16 protein-coding genes are annotated in these 18,143 nt (G+C 70.0%); 8 read left to right on the forward strand and 8 right to left on the reverse strand.

Translation table 11 applies throughout. The features are described 5' to 3' along the window. Nucleotides 1–33 precede the first annotated feature (33 nt). Genes H2Q94_RS25510 through H2Q94_RS25525 form a run of 4 tightly spaced genes read left to right on the forward strand, consistent with a single transcriptional unit; the run spans nucleotide 34 to nucleotide 3,777 of the window. Nucleotides 34–1,383 (forward strand): AMP-binding protein, encoded by a 1,350-nt coding sequence (locus tag H2Q94_RS25510; RefSeq protein ID WP_243789696.1) that lies wholly within the window; start codon nucleotides 34–36, stop codon nucleotides 1,381–1,383. Further along, the gene (locus tag H2Q94_RS25515) at nucleotides 1,380–2,504 is read left to right on the forward strand and encodes a thiolase family protein (RefSeq protein WP_243789697.1); all 1,125 of its coding nucleotides are present in this window, start codon (nucleotides 1,380–1,382) and stop codon (nucleotides 2,502–2,504) included. The genes H2Q94_RS25510 and H2Q94_RS25515 overlap by 4 nt, the downstream gene beginning before the upstream one ends. After that, complete coding sequence (locus tag H2Q94_RS25520) at nucleotides 2,501–3,175, forward strand: energy-coupling factor ABC transporter ATP-binding protein (protein WP_243789698.1); 675 nt, start codon at nucleotides 2,501–2,503, stop codon at nucleotides 3,173–3,175. The genes H2Q94_RS25515 and H2Q94_RS25520 overlap by 4 nt, the downstream gene beginning before the upstream one ends. Continuing rightward, a complete protein-coding gene (locus H2Q94_RS25525; RefSeq protein ID WP_243789699.1) occupies nucleotides 3,172–3,777 on the forward strand; it encodes an energy-coupling factor transporter transmembrane component T family protein in 606 nt (201 codons plus the stop codon). Before H2Q94_RS25520 ends, H2Q94_RS25525 begins: the two co-directional genes overlap by 4 nt. Before the next feature lie 52 nt (nucleotides 3,778–3,829). On the opposite strand, the gene H2Q94_RS25530 is transcribed toward H2Q94_RS25525, so the two are convergent. Beyond that, nucleotides 3,830–4,693, reverse strand: coding sequence for an LLM class F420-dependent oxidoreductase (locus H2Q94_RS25530; protein ID WP_243789700.1), 864 nt, complete (start codon nucleotides 4,691–4,693; stop codon nucleotides 3,830–3,832). 481 nt (nucleotides 4,694–5,174) lie between these two features. Here H2Q94_RS25530 and H2Q94_RS25535 point away from each other — a divergent pair, with 481 nt between their 5' ends. Continuing rightward, the gene (locus H2Q94_RS25535; protein WP_243789701.1) at nucleotides 5,175–5,852 is read left to right on the forward strand and encodes a TetR/AcrR family transcriptional regulator; all 678 of its coding nucleotides are present in this window, start codon (nucleotides 5,175–5,177) and stop codon (nucleotides 5,850–5,852) included. A 65-nt stretch (nucleotides 5,853–5,917) separates the two neighbouring features. Here the strand turns inward: H2Q94_RS25535 and H2Q94_RS25540 are convergent, their stop codons facing one another. After that, the gene (locus H2Q94_RS25540; protein WP_243795908.1) at nucleotides 5,918–6,658 is read right to left on the reverse strand and encodes an aminoacyl-tRNA hydrolase; all 741 of its coding nucleotides are present in this window, start codon (nucleotides 6,656–6,658) and stop codon (nucleotides 5,918–5,920) included. A 443-nt stretch (nucleotides 6,659–7,101) separates the two neighbouring features. Here H2Q94_RS25540 and H2Q94_RS25545 point away from each other — a divergent pair, with 443 nt between their 5' ends. Next, nucleotides 7,102–8,337, forward strand: coding sequence for a cytochrome P450 family protein (locus H2Q94_RS25545; RefSeq protein ID WP_243789702.1), 1,236 nt, complete (start codon nucleotides 7,102–7,104; stop codon nucleotides 8,335–8,337). 70 nt (nucleotides 8,338–8,407) lie between these two features. On the opposite strand, the gene H2Q94_RS25550 is transcribed toward H2Q94_RS25545, so the two are convergent. From H2Q94_RS25550 to ctaD, 3 genes are all read right to left on the reverse strand, one after another. Beyond that, a complete protein-coding gene (locus tag H2Q94_RS25550) occupies nucleotides 8,408–8,863 on the reverse strand; it encodes an SRPBCC family protein (RefSeq protein ID WP_243789703.1) in 456 nt (151 codons plus the stop codon). 71 nt (nucleotides 8,864–8,934) lie between these two features. Beyond that, the gene (gene serB / locus H2Q94_RS25555; protein WP_243789704.1) at nucleotides 8,935–10,170 is read right to left on the reverse strand and encodes a phosphoserine phosphatase SerB; all 1,236 of its coding nucleotides are present in this window, start codon (nucleotides 10,168–10,170) and stop codon (nucleotides 8,935–8,937) included. Nucleotides 10,171–10,318: 148 nt separating this feature from the next. Continuing rightward, nucleotides 10,319–12,094 (reverse strand): aa3-type cytochrome oxidase subunit I, encoded by a 1,776-nt coding sequence (gene ctaD, locus H2Q94_RS25560; protein WP_243789705.1) that lies wholly within the window; start codon nucleotides 12,092–12,094, stop codon nucleotides 10,319–10,321. 360 nt (nucleotides 12,095–12,454) lie between these two features. Between ctaD and H2Q94_RS25565 the strand changes: the two genes are divergently transcribed. Beyond that, on the forward strand, nucleotides 12,455–13,210 hold the full coding sequence (locus H2Q94_RS25565; RefSeq protein WP_243789706.1) for a DUF305 domain-containing protein: 756 nt from the start codon (nucleotides 12,455–12,457) through the stop codon (nucleotides 13,208–13,210). Nucleotides 13,211–13,496: 286 nt separating this feature from the next. Next, nucleotides 13,497–14,408 (forward strand): SDR family oxidoreductase, encoded by a 912-nt coding sequence (locus tag H2Q94_RS25570; RefSeq protein ID WP_243789707.1) that lies wholly within the window; start codon nucleotides 13,497–13,499, stop codon nucleotides 14,406–14,408. Between the two features lie 84 nt (nucleotides 14,409–14,492). Here the strand turns inward: H2Q94_RS25570 and H2Q94_RS25575 are convergent, their stop codons facing one another. From H2Q94_RS25575 to H2Q94_RS25585, 3 genes are all read right to left on the reverse strand, one after another. Next, a complete protein-coding gene (locus tag H2Q94_RS25575) occupies nucleotides 14,493–15,341 on the reverse strand; it encodes a VanZ family protein (protein ID WP_243789708.1) in 849 nt (282 codons plus the stop codon). A gap of 218 nt (nucleotides 15,342–15,559) precedes the next feature. After that, entirely contained in the window at nucleotides 15,560–16,717 is a 1,158-nt protein-coding gene (locus H2Q94_RS25580; RefSeq protein WP_243795909.1) for a S8 family peptidase, read from the reverse strand. Nucleotides 16,718–17,379: 662 nt separating this feature from the next. Then, on the reverse strand, nucleotides 17,380–18,138 hold the full coding sequence (locus tag H2Q94_RS25585) for a succinate dehydrogenase/fumarate reductase iron-sulfur subunit (RefSeq protein WP_243789709.1): 759 nt from the start codon (nucleotides 18,136–18,138) through the stop codon (nucleotides 17,380–17,382). Nucleotides 18,139–18,143 lie beyond the last annotated feature (5 nt).

Consider the following 18,143-nt stretch of genomic DNA (forward strand, 5'->3'; position numbering starts at 1 on the left):
GGCACCACGCGAATCACCCCGAAAGGACTCCGAATGATCCCGCCGATCTTGGGCGACGGTCCGCTCACGGCCGAGGTGGCGGCCGCGGGGACCACGCTCACCGGCGCGGAGGTGCTGGCCCGCGCGCACGGTGCCGCGCGGCGGCTGGAGGGAGTGACGCGGGTCGCGGTGGACGAACCGGACCCGGTGCATCGGCTGTGCTGGCTGCTGGGCGCGGACTTGGCGGGCGCGGCGACGCTGATCGTGGATCCGGAGTGGTCGCGAACAGAAGCGGTCCTGGCCGAAGCAAGACCTGCCGCGACCGTCTCCGGCGCTCCCCCGGAGGCGGATCCCGTCGAGCCGCGAGGTGACGACCGCACGCCCTTCTACCTCCCCACGACTTCCGGCAGCGGCGGCGCACCGAAGGTGCTGGCGCGCACCCGCCGGTCGTGGCTGTTGAGCTTCACGGCGCTGGAGGTCGAGCTGCGCCGGGACGACTCGGTGCTGATCCCCGGCCCGTTGAGCTCCTCGTTGTTCCTGTTCGGAGCGCTGCACGCCCTGCACCAGGACCGCGCGGTGCGGCTCCTGCCCAAGTGGTCGGCGACCGCAGCCGCCGAGCTCTGCCGGGATGCGACCGTGGTGCACCTCGTTCCCGCGATGCTCGCCGCACTGGTGTCGGTGTGGGAGCGCCGGCCTGAGCTGCGCGCGGCCTGCCGTCTGCGGCTGGTCGTCTGCGGTGGGGCGGGAGTGGACGGCGACCTGGAGCAGCGGCTGCGGCGGCTGCTGCCGGGCTGCGAACTGCTGGAGTACTACGGCTCGGCGGAGCACTCGCTGATCGCCTCGCGCCGCGGCGAGCCGCGCCTGCGGCCGCTGGTGGACGTCGACGTTCGGGACATGGCAAGGAATTCGCTGCCCGCGGAGAACGTGGGTGTGCTGTGGGTCCGCTCAGAACTCGCCTTCGACGGCTACCTGCGCGACGGCGTGCTCGACGCTGCGGAACAGGGCTGGTCCAGCGTCGGGGACCGCGCGGTGCGCCACGAGGACGGCACCCTGAGCGTGCTGGGCCGAACCGGTTCCACGATCAGCACCGGCGGCAGCCTCGTCGTCGCCGAGGAGGTCGAATCCGCGTTGCGAAGTTCCGCCGGTGTGCGGGACGTGGTCGTGGCGGCAACCCCGCATCGGAGGCTCGGGGCGCTGGTGACCGCTGTGCTGGAAGTCGACCGCCGGGCCTGCCTGACGCGGGCGGAGTTGCGCGCCGGGACGCGGCATCTGGAACCGGCGAAGCGGCCGCGACGTTGGCTCACGATGCCCGCCCTGCCCCGCACCGGCTCCGGCAAACCCGCGCGCGCCGAGATCGCTGAGGGACTGCGCGACGGCACGCTCGACGCGGAGGAGCTGGCGTGAACGATCGTGCTCCCGTGGTGATCGCCGCCCGTCGCAGCCCGATCGGCGAGGTCGGCGGTGTGCTGCGGAACCTGACCGCCGAACGGCTCGCCGCGCCCGTGCTCGCTGCGGTGGTGGCCGACTCGGGGCTGGACGCGGTGGACGACGTGCTGCTGGGCAACGTGATGGGGCCTGGCGGGAATCCGGCTCGGGTGGCGGCGTTGCGCGCCGATTTCGGGTTCGAGGTGCCGGGCATGACGGTGGACCGGCAGTGCGCCAGCGGCCTCAGTTCGATCATCACGGCGGCCGCGATGCTGCGCGGCGGCGCCGGTGAGCGCTATCTGGCGGGTGGAGTGGAGAGCGCATCGACCGCGCCGTGGCGGGCGCATCGGCCGCGTTCGGCGGGTGAACCGCCGCGGTTCTACTCCCGCGCGCCGTTCGCGCCCGCCGATCTCGGTGATCCGGACATGGGGCCTGCCGCCGACCTCATCGCCGCCGAGGCCGGAGTGCGCCGCGAGCGGCAGGACGAGTTCGCGGCGCGCAGCCACGCCCGCGCTGTCGCTGCGCAGGACGCGGGCCGGTTCGACGCGGAACTGGTCGACGTGGGCGGCGGGCGCGACGAGCGGCCCCGGCGCGGATTCGGTGTGCAGCGGCTGGCGCGTTTCCCACCCGCGTTCACCTCCGACGGCACCGCGACGGCCGCGAACTCCTGCGGTGTCAGCGACGGAGCCGCGGCGGTGCTGATCACCACGGAGCGGGAGCGTCGCCTGCTGGGCGTGCCGGGGTTGCGCTTGGTCGCCGAGGCCACGACGGGCGTGGACCCGAATCGTCTCGGGCTGGGTGCGGTGCCCGCGCTGCGCCAGGTGCTGCGGAACCACCCGGCGCCGGAGCTCGTCGAGTTCACCGAGGCCTTCGCCGGACAGGTGCTGGCCTGCACCGACGCGGCCGGGATCGACGAGCGCAGCGTGAGCCTCGACGGCGGTGCCATCGCGCTCGGACACCCCTGGGGAGCGTCGGGCGCGGTCCTGGTGGTGCGATTGTTCAGCCGCATGGTGCGCGAGAACGGGCCGCGCACCGGGGTGGCCGCCCTGTCCTCCGGTGGCGGGCTGGGCGTGGCGACGGTGTGGGAGCGAGTGGATTGATCGAGTTCGAGGACATCGCGCACGCCTACGGCGAGCACTCGGTGCTGGACGGCGTCAACCTGCGGCTCGGTGAGAAGCGGGTCGCGTTCGTCGGCGCGAACGGCTCCGGCAAGTCCACGCTGGCACGCATGATCAACGGCCTGGTGGCGCCGACGAGCGGCCGGGTCCTGGTCGATGGGATCGACCCGGCGCGCGATGGACGGGCGGTGCGCAAGCGCGTCGGCTTCGTGTTCACCAACCCCGACAGCCAGATCGTGATGCCGACCGCGGGTGAGGACGTGGCGTTCTCGCTGCGCAGGCATGGCATCCGGAAGGCCGAGCGGGAACGCCGGGCCGCCGAGGTGCTGGCCCGGCACGGTCTGGCCGGTTACGCCGAACACCCGGCGCACCAGCTCTCCGGCGGGCAGAAGCAGCTGCTGGCGCTGTGCTCGATGCTGGTGCTGGAACCGGACGTGCTGGTCTGCGACGAGCCGACCACGTTGCTGGACCTGCGCAACAAGCGGCATTTCATGGAGCTGCTGCAGGAACTGCCGCAGCAGGTGGTGCTGGTGACCCACGATCTGCACTTGCTGGACGGGTTCGACCGGGTCGTGGTGCTCGACCAGGGCCGGATCGCGGCCGACGACGCGCCCGCCGCGGCGCTGTCGCACTACCGGGAGCTGATCGAGTGAGCCTCATCGGCCTGTACGAGCCGGGTTCCAGCCCGGTGCACCGGACTGGAGCCGGGGCGAAGTTCGTGCTGCTGCTCGGCTTCGCGGTGTTGATCTTCTTGCTCGGTTCGCCGTTGTCGCTGGCCGTGGTCTCGGCGATCGTGGCCCTGGCCTACGTGCTCGCCCGGATTCCGCCACGGCGCTGCGTGCGGGCGTTCCGGTTGCTGCTGCCGCTGCTCGCGGTGATCTTCCTGTTGCAGTGGTGGATGCTCGGGCTCGATCAGGCTTCGGTGGTGACGCTGCGGCTGCTCGCCGCGATCGGCGCCGCCAACCTGTTCACCCTCACCACCCGCGTCGACGACCTGGTCACGGCGGTGGAGCGCGGGCTCTCGCCGCTGCGCCGGTTCGGTGTCCGGCCGGAACGGGTGGGGTTGCTGGTGGGGCTCACCTTGCAGGCCGTGGCGGCGTTGTCGGCGATCGCGACCGAGACCCGCGAGGCGCAGCGCGCCCGCAGCGCCGAACGTTCCGTGTCCGCGTTCGCCGTCCCGTTCCTGGTGCGCACCTTGCGCCACTCCGACGAGCTGGGCGAAGCTCTGGCGGCCCGCGGCGTCGGCGACGACTGAACGGGGCGATGAGTTCGATCCTTGCCTGCCGGTAGCGGGTCCGCTGCACAGATCACTGCGCGGGGACGGGCGGGCCGCCGATGCCGAGCCGCTCGGCGTGGCGCGCGATGAATCCCCGCACCTCGTCGGCGGATTTGTCCGGCAGGCCCCAGATCGCCTCGGTGACGCCGCTGTCCTCCCACTCCGCGAGCGCTTCCGGGGTCGGCTTCCGGTTCGCCAGCACATGGATCTCCGGGGATCCGGACCTTCCCGCCTCCGCCCAAGCCGCGCGCAATCGTTCCGCGTTGGCGGGCACATCGGTGTCGGCGGGCGTGGTGATCCAGCCGTCGGCGTGCGCGGCGATCCAGGCGAACGTTTTCGGTCCCGCTCCCGCCCCGATCAGAATCGGGATCCGCGCGGGCTTCGGGAACGCCCACGAAGGCCCGAACCGGACGAATTCGCCGGAATACGACGCCTCTTCCTGCGTCCACAGCGCGCGCATCGCCTCGATGTACTCGCGCAGCGCGGTCCGCCGCCGAGGCGCGGGCACGTGGTGGTCGGCGAGCTCATCGGTGTTCCAGCCGAACCCGGCCCCGAGCACGACGCGGCCACCGGAGAGCCAGTCCAGCGAGGCGATGGTCTTGGCGAGCGTGATCGGATCCGACTCGACCGGCAGCGCCACCGCGGTGGCCAGCCGGATCCGCGTGGTCAGCGCCGCCGCCGCGCTCAGGCTCACCCAAGGGTCCAGCGTGCGCAGGTAGCGGTCGTCGGGCAGGTCGGCGCCGCCGGTGCCGGGGTGTGCGGCCGTGCGTTTGATCGGGATGTGGGTGTGCTCGGGGACGTAGAAGGTGTCGAAACCGGCCTGCTCGGCCGCCTGCGCGGCCGGTCCCGGTGTGATCCCGCGGTCGCTGGTGAACAGCACGATGCCGTGTCGCAAGGGGTTTCCTCTCCGCGCCGCGGTTCGGCGAGCCCGCGGCGGCGATGCGTGGAAAGAACCTGGCTGAGATCGACGCTCCTCGCTGCGACCATCGACCCTAGCAAGCGTTTGGCCGAGACCCAAGGAGTCAGCGGGATTCCCTTGTCTGTCAAGAAAAAACCCCGATGGATACGACTCGCACCGGGCATGGAACGATCGTCCGATCCCCGCATCGGACGTGAACCGGCGGACTGAGCGGACGGGACCGTCACCTCTGGCGCATGCGGCGGCACGAGCGGCGTTGCCGGGATCGCCCTGAGCCGCCCAAGAGCAACCGGCCTCGCCGCCGGACTTTCGCGACGCAACGTCGCCGACGCTCTTGGGCGGCCTCGTGCGCTGGTGCCGCCGCCTCAGAGCGGACGACGCGATCTCGGTTTCACGGCCCAGACAGAATATTCCAGAACCCGGCATATCGGTCCGGGCCGGACGATATTTTGAAGGTATGACTGAGGTCGACCCGCCGAACCTGGTGCCCGAGCGCGGGCCGCGGCTACCGCCCGGCCCGCGTACCGAAGGGGCGTGGGAGCACCACCGCCGAAAGCTGCGGACCGGCACCTTGCGCGCGGTCGCCGCCAACGGCTACGAGCGCACGAAGGTCGCCGACATCGTCCGGGAAGCGCAGATCTCCCGGCGCACCTTCTACGAACACTTCGCCGACAAGCAGGAATGCTTCCTGGACGCCTACGAGGCCGCCACGGCGAGACTGATCGACGTGATCAACGACGCCGTGTGCGGCCAGTCCTACGGGCATCGGCGGATGCTCAGCGGGATGGACGCCTACCTGCGCGTCGTCACCGGCGATCCCGATCTGGCTCGGGTGTTCCTCGTCGAGATCGTCCGCGTGGGGTCGGCGGGCATGCGCCGGCGCCGCGACGCGTACCGGCAGTGGGCCGAGATGCTCGCCCGCAACTCCCGGTCCCGGCCGGACTCGGCCGCCGCGGAGTTCACCGCGGCGCAATGGCAGTCCCTGCTCGCGTCGGTGAACGAACGAGTGCTGGTCGCCATCGAGGAAGAAGCGCTGGGCGATCTGCCCGAGCTGCGCAGGCAGATCCTCGACCTGCTCGACGCCGTCCTGAACGCGCACCGGACGAACCCCTCCGCACCGATGCCCACGATCTGAGCGGCGGATCACTTCGGAATGCGGGCCGGAACCTCAGCGGCTTCGCTCTGCACGCCCATCCGAGCTCACCTGGTTCCGGACGGGTCCGGCCACTGGGCGAGAACGGTGACGGTGCCCGGGTCGATCTCGGTGAAACCCGCGTCCCGAACCGCCGCGACACCGTTGCGGCGCCAAGCGGTCTCCGCGTCATCGCCAGGCAGCAACCGTCGCCAAGTCGCCCCGTCGGCGACGCGGACCGAACACGGCAGACCGGCCGCCGACCACCGCGCCACCTCGTCAGCGCGCCCCTCCCCGTGCAGCAACGCCGCCAGGAACATCGTGGCGTGACCGACCTGAGCAGCGGATTTCCCCGCACTCATCGCCACATCCGGATTCAGCCACAGCGCCGGCGCCGACTCCGCAGGCGGGCCTGGCTCGTCCGCGTCGAGCTCGCTGCCGGAGATCTGCAGCCGCGTCAGCTCCTTCGGCATGTCCGCCACCCGCGACGGCAGGAACGCCCGCACCTCGGCGCCGTCCACCTCCACCGTGCGGCCCGGCAACTCCTGCACCGCCGCCCAATGCGCGCCCCGCGCCCGCCGCGAGACCTTGCGGATGCGACCGGAGGTCCAGTGGTGCACCGACTCGTGCCATTCGCCGCCGGGCTCAGCCCGCTCGTCCAGGCACACCGCGAGCGCGGCCGCCGCCGCTGCCTCCAGCAACGCCGAACGCCGCGGCGGCTCGGCGCGTTCGATGCGCAGCACCATCGGCATCAGCACGACCTGCTCGGGATCCTCGTCCGAGGTGTCCGCGGTCAACTCCGTCGGCATCGCCAGCCAAGACGCGTACCGGGTCAGCAAGGGATTCAGCACAGCGGCATCAAGCACACCCCGATTATCCCCGCACCACCCACCGCACCCCCGCCCCCGGCGAAGGGAATCGCTCACACCTCGAACCAGGCCGGAGTGAACGGACCGTTCGTCCAATGCCGTTGGACGAACGGTCCGCTCACTCCGAAACCGAACCACCCCCGCACCGGCGCACCGCAACCCCCGCACCGACCGCGCGGCGGGACTCGATGGGAGTGAACGGACCGTTCGTCCAGTGGGATTGGGCGAACGGTCCGTTCACTCCGCTCCGGACGGGTGGGCGAACGACGCGTCCGAACGGAGCGCGAGCTTCACCCCGACGCTGGTCACCGGACGTCTCGTGATCACCGCATGATGGGTGCGCGCCACCACGGCGCGCGGGAACGACGTAACGGAGCCGATCGATGGAACCCTCCACCTGCCCGTATCCGCTCGATCCCACCGGGAGCGAACTGCACGCGGAGGCGGCGCGGCTCAGCGCGCGGGGTGCCGCGACCCGCGTGTCGCTGCCCGGCGAGGTGGAGGCGTGGCTGGTCACCGACCCGGAAGTGCTCCGCTCCCTGTTCGCCGACCCTCGCGTTTCCAAGGACCCGCACCGGCATTGGCCCGGGTACCGCGACCTGCCGCCGGACTGGCCGCTGCACACCTGGGTCTCGATGCGGAACATGTTCAACTCGCACGGCGCCGATCACCGGAGGCTGCGAGCACTGATCGCGCCTGCGTTCACCACGCGACGCATCCGCGGCCTGCGCCCGCACATCGAGCGGATCACCGCGGGCCTGCTCGACGAGGTCGCCGCCGCGCGACCGGGGGTCGCGATCGACCTGCGCGAGCACTTCGCGAACCCGCTGCCCGTCGCGGTGATCAGCTCGCTGCTCGGCATCACCGACCGCGACGCCCTGGACGAGATGCGCCGGCTCGTGGAGACGTTCTTCAGCACCACGACGTCACCGGAGCAGATGGTGGCCGGGATGGAGACCCTGTACCGGTTGTTCGGCGAGCACGTCGCGTCGTGCCGGCGGAACCCGGGCGATGACCTGACCAGCGATCTGCTGGCGATGCGGGACGAGGACGGCACGCGCCTGTCGGACGGTGAGCTGACCGACACCCTGATGCTGATGTTCTCGGCGGGCCACGAGACGACCGTGAACCTGCTCGGACACGCCATCGCCGAACTGCTCACCGAACCTCGGCATCTGGCCGGGCTCCGAGCGGGCGAGCTGAGCTGGGACGCCGTCGTCGAAGAAACCTTGCGCTGGCAACCACCGCTCGCGAATTTGCCGCTGCGCTTCGCCACCGAGGACGTCGCGCTGCCCGGTGGCGGCACGATCCGGGCAGGCGAACCGATCGTGGCGGGCCTGCTCGCGGCCAACCGGCACCCCGCGCACTACCCCGACGGGGACCTCTTCGACCCGGCCCGCGCCGATACCGCGCACCTCAGCTTCGGCCACGGCGTGCACTTCTGCGTCGGCTCCCAGCTCGCCCGCCTGGAAGCCCGCATCGCGTTGTCCGCGCTGTTCGACCGCTTCCCCCGGCTGACCGCGGCGTTCAGCGAACTGGAGCAACGACCGTCGTTCATCTCCAACGGCCACGTCGACCTGTTCGCGATCCCGACCCCCGAAGCAGCCGGGGCGGAGTGAACGGACCGTTCGTCCAATGAGATCGGACGAACGGTCCGTTCACTCCGAAAAAGCTGCGGTGCGCGGCTCGCTACGCCTCGGCGACCGTCTTCAGGCGGCGGAGGGTCTGCTCCATTCCAGTGCGGAAGATGTCGGCGAACTTCTCGCGGCCACCGGTGAGCTTGTAGAGCGGCCGCAACATCCCGTGCTTCGTCCGCGAGGTGTCCCGCTGCTCGGTGACCAGCGTCCCGGTGCCGTCCGCGGTGAGCAGGTAGCGCCACACCGTGTTGTGCAGCGTCGTGCGGAACGTGAACTCACGCCCTCGCTCGGCCCGCTCCACCACGTTCGGAGTCGGGATCCCGGGCTTGTTGAACCCGATGAACCGCGCCCCCGCCACCGGTTCCCGGACGCGGCCGCGCCACGTGCAGCGGGCCAGGTTCGGGCTCCACTCCGGCATCCGGGTGATGTCGGAGAGCAGGTCCCAGATCTGTTCCGGCGTCGCCTCGATGCGCAGCGACACTTCGTCCACTTCGGCCTGCCCGGTCATGTTCGCTCCCACTGCCCTGTCGTGATCACTTACCGGAACGTCAACGACCGCGGGCCGGTCACCGTTGCGCCTCACGCGTCGAGCGGAACGCGGCGCACGACGCCGTCCTCCGCGTCGGCCAGTTCCACTTCTGCTCGGGTCACGCCCAGCACGAACAGGATCGCGTCCAGGAAGGGGTGCGACAACGCGGTGTCGGCGACCTCGCGCAGTGCGGGTTTCGCGTTGAACGCGATGCCGAGCCCGGCGGCGGAGAGCATGTCGATGTCGTTCGCGCCGTCGCCCACGGCGACGCACTGCCCGGAGGGAACGCCGAACTCATCGGCGAATCGCCGCAGCGCACGTGCCTTGCCGGGTCGGTCAACGATCTCCCCGATGACCCGGCCGGTGAGCTTGCCGTCGACGACTTCCAGCTCGTTGGCGGCGCTGAAGTCCAGTCCGAGTTCGGCCACCAGGTGATCGATGATCTGGCTGAATCCGCCGGAGACGACACCGGTGTGGAAGCCGAGCCTGCGCAGCGTGCGCACCGTGGTGCGGGCTCCGGGGGTGAGCTCCAGGTCGGCGGCCACCTCGTCGAGCACCGTTGCGGGGAGGCCTTCCAGGACCGCGACCCGCTCTCGCAGCGACTCGGCGAAGTCCAGTTCGCCGCGCATGGCGCGCTCGGTGACCTCGCGGACCGCCTCCTCGCATCCGGCCTTCGCGGCGAGCATCTCGATGACCTCGCCCTGGATGAGCGTGGAGTCCACGTCGAACACGACCAGGCGCTTGGCTCGCCGGGTCAGGCCGGCGCGTTCCACCGCCACGTCCACGCCGAGCCCGGCGGAGAGCTCGCCCATTTCCGAGGTCAGCTTCGCGCCCATCTCCTCCGTCGAGTCGGGAGCGGTGACCTGCAACTCCAGTCCCGTCACCGGGTAGTCCGCGACGCGGCGGATGGAGTCGATGTTCACGTTCATCGCGGCGAGCCTGCGCGCGACCTCGGTGAAGCTGCGCGCCGACACCGGATGCCCCAGGACCACCACGACGTGCGTGGAAGCGAGTTTCGCCGGGTCGCCGTCGGGGGCGCCGATCAGCACGTCCACGGTCATCCCGACCGAGGCCATCGCCTGCTCGACGGCTTCCTGCAGGTGTTCAGGGTCTCGGTCGGTCGACACCAGCACACCGAGCACCAGCCGGTCGTGGATCACGACCTGTTCGACGTCGACGATGTCCACCCCGTGTGCGGTGAGGGCGGCGAACAGCACGGAGGTGACTCCTGGCTTGTCCTTCCCGGTCACGGTGATCAGCACGGTGGTGGGATTCGGCGTGCTCACGGCTGCCGGCACTCCTTTCCGGTGGGGAACACGAGAAACCCCGGCAGACCGGGGTCTGCCGGGGCTCGTCGTCAGAGCCGACTCACCTTCGCACAGCCGTGCGGTGCGGCACTAGCGCGCACATCACGTTGCGCTCGCGGTGAGCGACCTACTTCTCGGTGGCGTCGCGGTCCCCGCCCTGTTCCGGCGGGACCACCGCCTGCGCCGCCTTCTCGGACGGAGCGGCGTGCGCGAGCGACTTACCGGTGAGTCCGATGTGAGCTTCGAGGCGCATCCGGTCCGCGACGTGCGGGTAGTGCAGCTCGAAGGCCGGGCGCTCGGAACGGATCCGGGGCAGCTCGGTGAAGTTGTGCCGCGGCGGCGGGCAGGACGTGGCCCACTCCAGGGAGTTGCCGTAGCCCCACGGGTCGTCGACGTTCACGATCTCGCCATAGCGGTAGCTCTTGAACACGTTCCACAGGAACGGCAGCATCGAGGCGCCGAGGATGAACGCACCCACCGAGGACAGCATGTTCAGCGCGGTGAACCCGTCCGATTCCAGGTAGTCCGCGTACCGGCGGACCATGCCCTCGTTGCCCAGCCAGTGCTGCACCAGGAACGTGGTGTGGAAGCCGATGAACGTCAGCCAGAAGTGGATCTTCCCGAGGCGCTCGTCCATCATCCGGCCGGTCATCTTCGGGAACCAGAAGTAGATGCCCGCGAAGGTCGCGAACACGATCGTGCCGTAGAGCACGTAGTGGAAGTGCGCCACCACGAAGTACGTGTCCGAGACGTGGAAGTCGATCGGCGGCGCGGCCAGCAGCACGCCGGTCAGACCGCCGAACAGGAACGTCACCAGGAACCCGACGCTGAACAGCATCGGCGTCTCGAACGTCAACTGGCCGCGCCACATGGTGCCGATCCAGTTGAAGAACTTCATGCCCGTCGGAATGGCGATGAGGAACGTGGTGAACGAGAAGAACGGCAGCAGCACCGCGCCGGTCGCGTACATGTGGTGCGCCCACACGACGATCGACAGCGCCGCGATGCCCAGCGTCGCGTACACCAGGCCGGTGTAGCCGAACAGCGGCTTGCGGCTGAACACCGGGAAGATCTCCGAGACGATGCCGAAGAACGGCAGCGCGACGATGTAGACCTCGGGGTGCCCGAAGAACCAGAACAGGTGCTGCCACAGGATGACGCCGCCGTTGGCGGGGTCGAAGACGTGGGCGCCGAGCTGCCGGTCCGCCAGCAGGCCCATGAGGGCCGCGGTCAGGATCGGGAAGGCCATCAGGATCAGCACGCTCGTCACCAGGATGTTCCAGGTGAAGATCGGCATCCGCCACATCGTCATGCCCGGTGCGCGCAGGCAGACCACGGTAGTGATCATGTTGACCGCACCGAGGATCGTGCCCAGACCGGACACTGCCAGGCCGGCGACCCAGAAGTCCGCGCCGTGCCCCGGCGAGTGCAGGGCGTCCGAGAGCGGGGTGTAGGCGAACCACCCGAAGTCCGCGGCACCGCCCGGCAGCAGGAACCCGCTGACGACCACGATCCCGCCGAACAGGTAGAGCCAGTAGCCGAACGCGTTCAACCGCGGGAACGCGACGTCCGGCGAACCGATCTGCAGCGGCAGGATGTAGTTCGCGAAGCCGAACAGGATCGGCGTCGCGTACAGCAGCAGCATGATCGTGCCGTGCATCGTGAACAGCTGGTTGTACTGCTCCTGGGACAGGAACTGCATCCCGGGAACGGCCAGCTCCCCGCGGATCAGCATCGCCATCAGCCCGCCCACGATGAAGAAGGCGATCGAGGTGACGAGGTAGAGGATGCCGATCTGCTTGTGGTCGGTGGTGCGGAACATCCGCGCCAGGAACGAACCCTTGACCGTTTGCCGCGCCGGATAGGGGCGCGTGGCTATCGGCTGTGGCGCGACGGCCGTCACGGTGCCTCCTGCACTGTTCCTCGTGATTGCGCGGACCCGCTGTGGACGGGGCCGCCCGACCCGGACGGGTCGGCGCGTCGGCTGCGACGCGCCCAGGTACCAGGTGGCCTGCGCCCGGCACGATCGCTGCCGTCTGCGGATAGTAGTCCGGCCGCCGCGCGTGCCTGCGGCCGGGCCGTAGCCACCCTAGTCATCGACTCGCGCAAGGTCATCAGTGGTGAGAGCGAGGCGACACCGCGCGTTCCCCTCCGGATCGGCGCACCCTGATGGTTGAGCGCGTCTCGATCGATAACCTGGAGTCCGACAGCCCCGGCCGGCACCCCGACCGGAACGATCACCACCCTGGGAGAGGGCGGTCACGTGCAGCGAGCCTTGTTCCACCGGCACCGGCCCACGCGGACCGCACCGCCCGGCCGCGCGTGGTCGCGGACCGCGCCCGGCGGCCCGGCGGCGGCCGAACCCCGTCCCCATCGAGCGGGCCGGAGCTCGCCGGACAGCGGCGGTCGCGCGCCGCGACGGATGCTGATCGGCGCGGCGCTGGCCTGCGGACTCGTGCTCACCGGCTGCGGTCCCGCTCCGCAGCCCGCGCCGCCTCCCGCCACGGACACCTCCGAGGCGCCCGGCACGGACGACGCGGACCTCGATGAGTTGGAGGACGGGTCGCACACGAGCACCGATCAGGAGTTCGCGAGTCAGCTGCTGGCGCACCACCAGCAGCTGCTGGAACTGACCGACTTGGCGGCGGAGTCCGGTGATCCGGAGGTGGCCGCCTTCGCGGCGCGGCTCAGGCAGGACCGGCAGGCCCAGGCCGACGAGCTGACCGGGTGGCTCACCGCCACCGAGGGGCTTCCTTCGGGCAGCGCGCCCGAGGACCTGGTCGCCGAGCCGTCGCAGCTGCCCGGGATGCCTAGCGCCGAGCTGCTGGCGCGGCTGCGGCAGGTTCGCGGCGCGGAGTTCACGGCCTCGTTCAAGGAGGCCATGACGGGCCTCTACGACGGCGGTGAGCAGTTGGCACAAGCGGAACTGGAGGAGGGCTCGGCGCCTGAGATGCGTTCCTTGGCGGAGCGGGTCCTCGACGGTCACGACACCGAACGGGCCGACCTCACCGCCCTCTGAACCCACTCGAACCTTGGTCGTCCCGATTCGATTTCGCGAGAAATCGACTCGCCCCAACCCCTCGCCTACGGCGCAACCCCAGGTGAACGAACACTTCGACCGGCCTGTGCTGCGTCCGGGCGCGGTCGGGCTCGGTCGATTTCTCGCGAAATCGCAGGAGTTGTCCACAGGTGGACGAGTTGTCCACAGGATGGCGGGACTCGGCACGACTAGACCTACCGGAAGTAAGCTACCGCCGGTAGGCTACTTCGGAGTAGGTGATGTCGAACCAAGCTCGGGAGTGCGCATGCCGTCAACGATGTCCGGCAAAGTCGTCCTGATCACCGGAGCCGCGCGCGGCATCGGTGCGCAGACCGCCAGGGAGCTCGCGCGCCGCGGCGCCACGCTCTCGCTGACCGGGCTCGAACCCGATGAGCTCAAGGCCGTCACCGCCGAGCTCGGCGACGACCACACCTGGTTCGAAGCCGACGTCACCGACCCCGACTCCCTGCAAGCCGCCATCGACGGCACCGTCGCCGCGCACGGCCGGATCGACGCCGTGATCGCCAACGCGGGCATCGCACCGTTCGGCACCGTGCAGAACGGCGACCCGCACTCGTTCACCAAGACCATCGACGTGAACATCAACGGCGTCTTCCACACCGCGCGCCTCGCGCTGCCGCACGTGATCGAGCAGCGCGGCTACATCCTGGTCGTGTCCTCGCTGTCGGCGTTCGCCCCGATCGGCGGCATGGCCGCCTACACCGCGAGCAAGGCGGGCGCGGAGGCCCTGGCCAGCGCGTTGAACACCGAGGTGGCCCACCTCGGTGTCGCCGTCGGCAGCGCGCACCCGTCGTGGATCGACACCGACCTGGTGCGCGACGCGAAGAACGACCTGCCGAGCTTCCGCAAGCTGCGCGAGATCCTGCCGTGGCCGATGCACTCCACGACCACCGTGGACAAGTGCGCCACCGCGTTCGCCGACGCCGTGCAGCGCCGCTCCCGCCGGGTCTACGTGCCGCGCTCGGTGGCGGTGATGCACTGGCTGCGCAACCTGCCCGCTTCGAAGCTGGTCGCGCGGATCATGGCCCCGACGGTGCGCAAGATCATGCCGCAGATGGAGCGGGAGGTCGCAGCGCTCGGCCGCTCGTTCAGCGCCCGCAACCAGGCGTTGCAGGGCACGCCGAAGACTCCGGCCGCGGAGCAACCGCGCAGCTGAGCTCCACTTGGCCGAGGGCGCGTCCGGCCAAGTGGTTTCGGGGCGGGCCGGGTGACCGGGCGCGGGCCACCCGGCCCGTCGAGGTCAGGACCGTCGTGCGGGTGCGCGACCGGCAGTGGCCGGCACGCCCTTGCCCGGCCGCTCGGCCGGAACGTTCACCGGAGCGCGGACGTTCGCCGCAGGCGGGCCGGACGCGGCGGGCATCCGCCCGTCAGTGGGCCTGCGCACCGGAACCGCGTTGCGCTCGCCGCTCTGCCGGGCCGGAACTCGCGCCGTTGCCGCGTCCGAATTCCGCCGGGCGCCGGGAACGCGTTCCTGTTCGATCTTCTCGATGATCCGCCACACCGTGGTCTGCGCCTCGTCCGGTTCCACGCTGCGGTGGTTCGGGCCGGGCAGTTGCCCCTCGGCACGCCACCAGCGCGCGCACACCACGAGCCCGCCCATGGAGGCGCCGAGCGTGTTGAGCACGACGTCGTCGGTGGAGGCGACTCGCCCCGGGATGCAGAAGAACTGCACCGCCTCGATCGTCAGGGCCGTCGACAGCCCGCCGATGACGATCTTGCCGTAGCCGTCGAACCAGCGGACCCGCATCGGCACCAGCGTCGCCATCGGCAGCAGCAGCACCAGGTTCCCGGCCAGCTGCACCCACGGCCGGACATCGCCGGGGGCCGCGCGCAACGCCGTCAACAGATCGTTGCCGATCTCCATCCGGACCCGCTCGGCGATCTCCGGTTGCGGGTAGAACACCAGGTAGGCGGTGAACATCACCGCGAACACCAGCACCGCGTCGATCAGCGGTTCGTGCAGCGGGGAGACCGACCGCAGCCGGTTGCTGCGCACCGTCCCGGACACCGCGGCGACGAGCACCGCCAGCGGGAACAGAACCGTCAGAGCCGGGACGAAACCGTCGAAGGCCAGAAAGAGTTGATACACCTCAGCCGCACTTCCTCTGGTCTATGCCAGGACCGCGAACCAATGTCTGCATCAGGTGGTTCCGTGCGGTGCGGCGGACGCACCGCGAGCGACCACCTGCCGCGCTCGTCGCGCGGGGAGTCGGCGGTCGGCATTGACCGATCAAGAAGGGGGTCAAGAAGGTGGCCGGGCATCGCCTCGCGGGTCGATACCCGGCCACACCGGTTTCTTGCGGAGCGTCAGCCCGCGTCGACCTGGAGCAGGTCGGCGATGGTGCCCTGCGGCGCACCCTGGATGACGCCGACCGAGGCACCGCCCTGCAGGCCCTTGATCACGTCAGCCGGGGCCGCGCCCTGGTTGGCTTCGAGGAACAGCGCACCGGCGCCGGCCACGTGCGGGCTGGCCATCGAGGTGCCGTCCATCGCCTCGGTGCCGCCACCGGGGACGGTGGAGGTGATGTCCACGCCGGGGGCGTAGCCCTCAACGGTGGCGCCGAAGTTGGTGAACTCGGCCGAGGTGTCGGTCTCGTCGGAGGCCGCCGTGGTGAACACGCCCTCCGCGCTGGCCGGGGAGACGTTCTCCGCGTCCTGCGACTCGTTGCCCGCCGCGACGGCCAGGAACACGCCCTGGTCGACCAGGCCGGTGGCGGCCTCGTCCAGCGCCGGGTCCTTGCTGCCGCCGAGCGACATGTTCGCCACGGACGGGCCGTTGGCGTTCTGAGCGACCCAGTCCAGGCCGGCGATGATGTCGTCGGTGGTGCCGCTGCCGTCGTCGCCGAGGACCTTCACGCCGACGACCTCGGCCTGCGGGGCCACGCCGTAGGTCTTGGAGGCGATGGTGCCCGCGGTGTGCGTGCCGTGGCCCTGGACGTCGCCGCCGTCGCCACCGGTGGCGTCGAAGCCGAACTTGGCGCGGCCCTCGAAGTCGGGGTGGTCGACGGCGAGGCCGGTGTCGATGACGTACGCGGTGACGCCCGCGCCGGTCTGAGCCGGGGCGTAGGTGTCGTCCAGCGGCAGTTCCGGCTGGTCGAGCCGGTCCAGGCCCCAGGATCCGGTCGCCGCGGCGTGCGGGTTCTCGACCTGGATCTTGAAGCTCTGCGACACGCCGTCGACCGCCGGGTTGGCGCGGACGTCGTGCAGCTGCTGCGGGCTCAGCGTGGCCGAGAAGCCGTTGAGGGTGTTGTTGTAGACGTGCTTGGTCTGCACGCCCAGTTCCTTGGCGACCTCGGCGGCGTTGGCGCCGTCCTTGAGGTTCACCACGAACGAGTCGCCGGCACCGGCGGCGTTCGCCGTGTGCATGGTCAGCGGTGCAAGGTCCTGCGGGGCGGCGGCGAGTGCGGGAACCGCTGCGACCACGAGTGCCGCGGCCGAGAGACCGGCGCCGGCACCGAACAGCATTTTCTTCACGGGATTACCTCCGTCACGAACCGACAAGTTTCCGGCGGACGCACCGCCCGGCACTGGAGTCGATTGCTCTAATTGACTCGGATGCCGAAAACGTATCTACCGGATCCGCTCGGAACAAAGGCATGGCTAGAACCCGCCACCCCTTCCCGACGTGCGCCGACGCCTTCCAAGATCCCCACCTTGACAGGCCTTAGCTGCTGTTTTCCCGAGAATTGGGAGCGATTCGCACGGGAGTGTCAGGACACACCCAATGGGACTTTGCCATCATTCACAGGCCCACATCGAGTTTGCGCTGTTCAACTCGGGAAAGTGCGGGAAAAACGTGGAGGAAGTCCCGGTTAAGCCGACGATGGCCCAGTTCAAGCAGTGTGCGACGTGGACACTCCAACACGATCATCAGCGCCCCGTCCGAAATCGGAGTGATTTGGAGCGCAAGACGAGCGCCGCACACTCGGCCCCATGCCGAGCAATGACCCCAATGGTCCGAAATGGCCGGTTCCGTAACGCGAGTAACACTGCGAACACACCATCGGCACGGTGCGTAAATGATTCCCGCTATTTGAAATGTCCGAGAAGAACCTTGACCCGCCCGGCAGCCACGGCCGCACCGAGCCGCGCAGGCCCGTGCGGTGGCATTTCCCGGATCGGCACGGTCAGTCCCGCTTGCGCCTGAACAGCCTCAGCAACGGATCGTAGTACCGATCGGCGGCGCGTTCCTTCAACGGGATGAGCGCGTTATCGGTGATCTGGATGTGCTCCGGGCACACGTCGGTGCAGCAGCGGGTGATGTTGCACAGCCCGAGTCCGTGCTCCTCGCGTCCCTCGTCGGCGCGATCCTTGCGGGTCTCGCCGCGGGCGTCCAGCGGATGCATCTCCAGCTCGGCGATGCGCATCAAGAACCGCGGCCCGGAGAAGGCCTCCTTGTTGTCCTCGTGGTCCCGGATCACGTGGCAGACGTCCTGGCACAGGAAGCATTCGATGCACTTGCGGAACTCCTGGGAGCGCTGCACGTCCACCTGCTGCATGCGGTACTCGCCGGGTTCGAGGTCGGCGGGCGGTTCGAACGCGGGCACTTCGCGCGCCTTGACGTAGTTGAACGACACGTCGCACACCAGGTCCTTGATCACCGGGAAGGTGCGCATCGGCGTGACGGTGATGACCTCGTCGGTGGCGAACGTCGACATCCGCGTCATGCACAGCAGCTTCGGCTTGCCGTTGATCTCCGCCGAGCAGGAGCCGCACTTGCCCGCCTTGCAGTTCCACCGCACCGCCAGGTCGGGGCATTCGGTGGCCTGCAGGCGGTGCACGAGGTCGAGCACGACCTCGCCCTCCGCCGCCTCGACGACGTGATCTCGCAGCTCACCGCCGTCTGCGTCGCCGTGCCACACGCGAAGATGCGCCAGGTAGCTCATCGTCG

The organism is Saccharopolyspora gloriosae (genome assembly GCF_022828475.1).
Lineage (GTDB): Bacteria > Actinomycetota > Actinomycetes > Mycobacteriales > Pseudonocardiaceae > Saccharopolyspora_C > Saccharopolyspora_C gloriosae_A.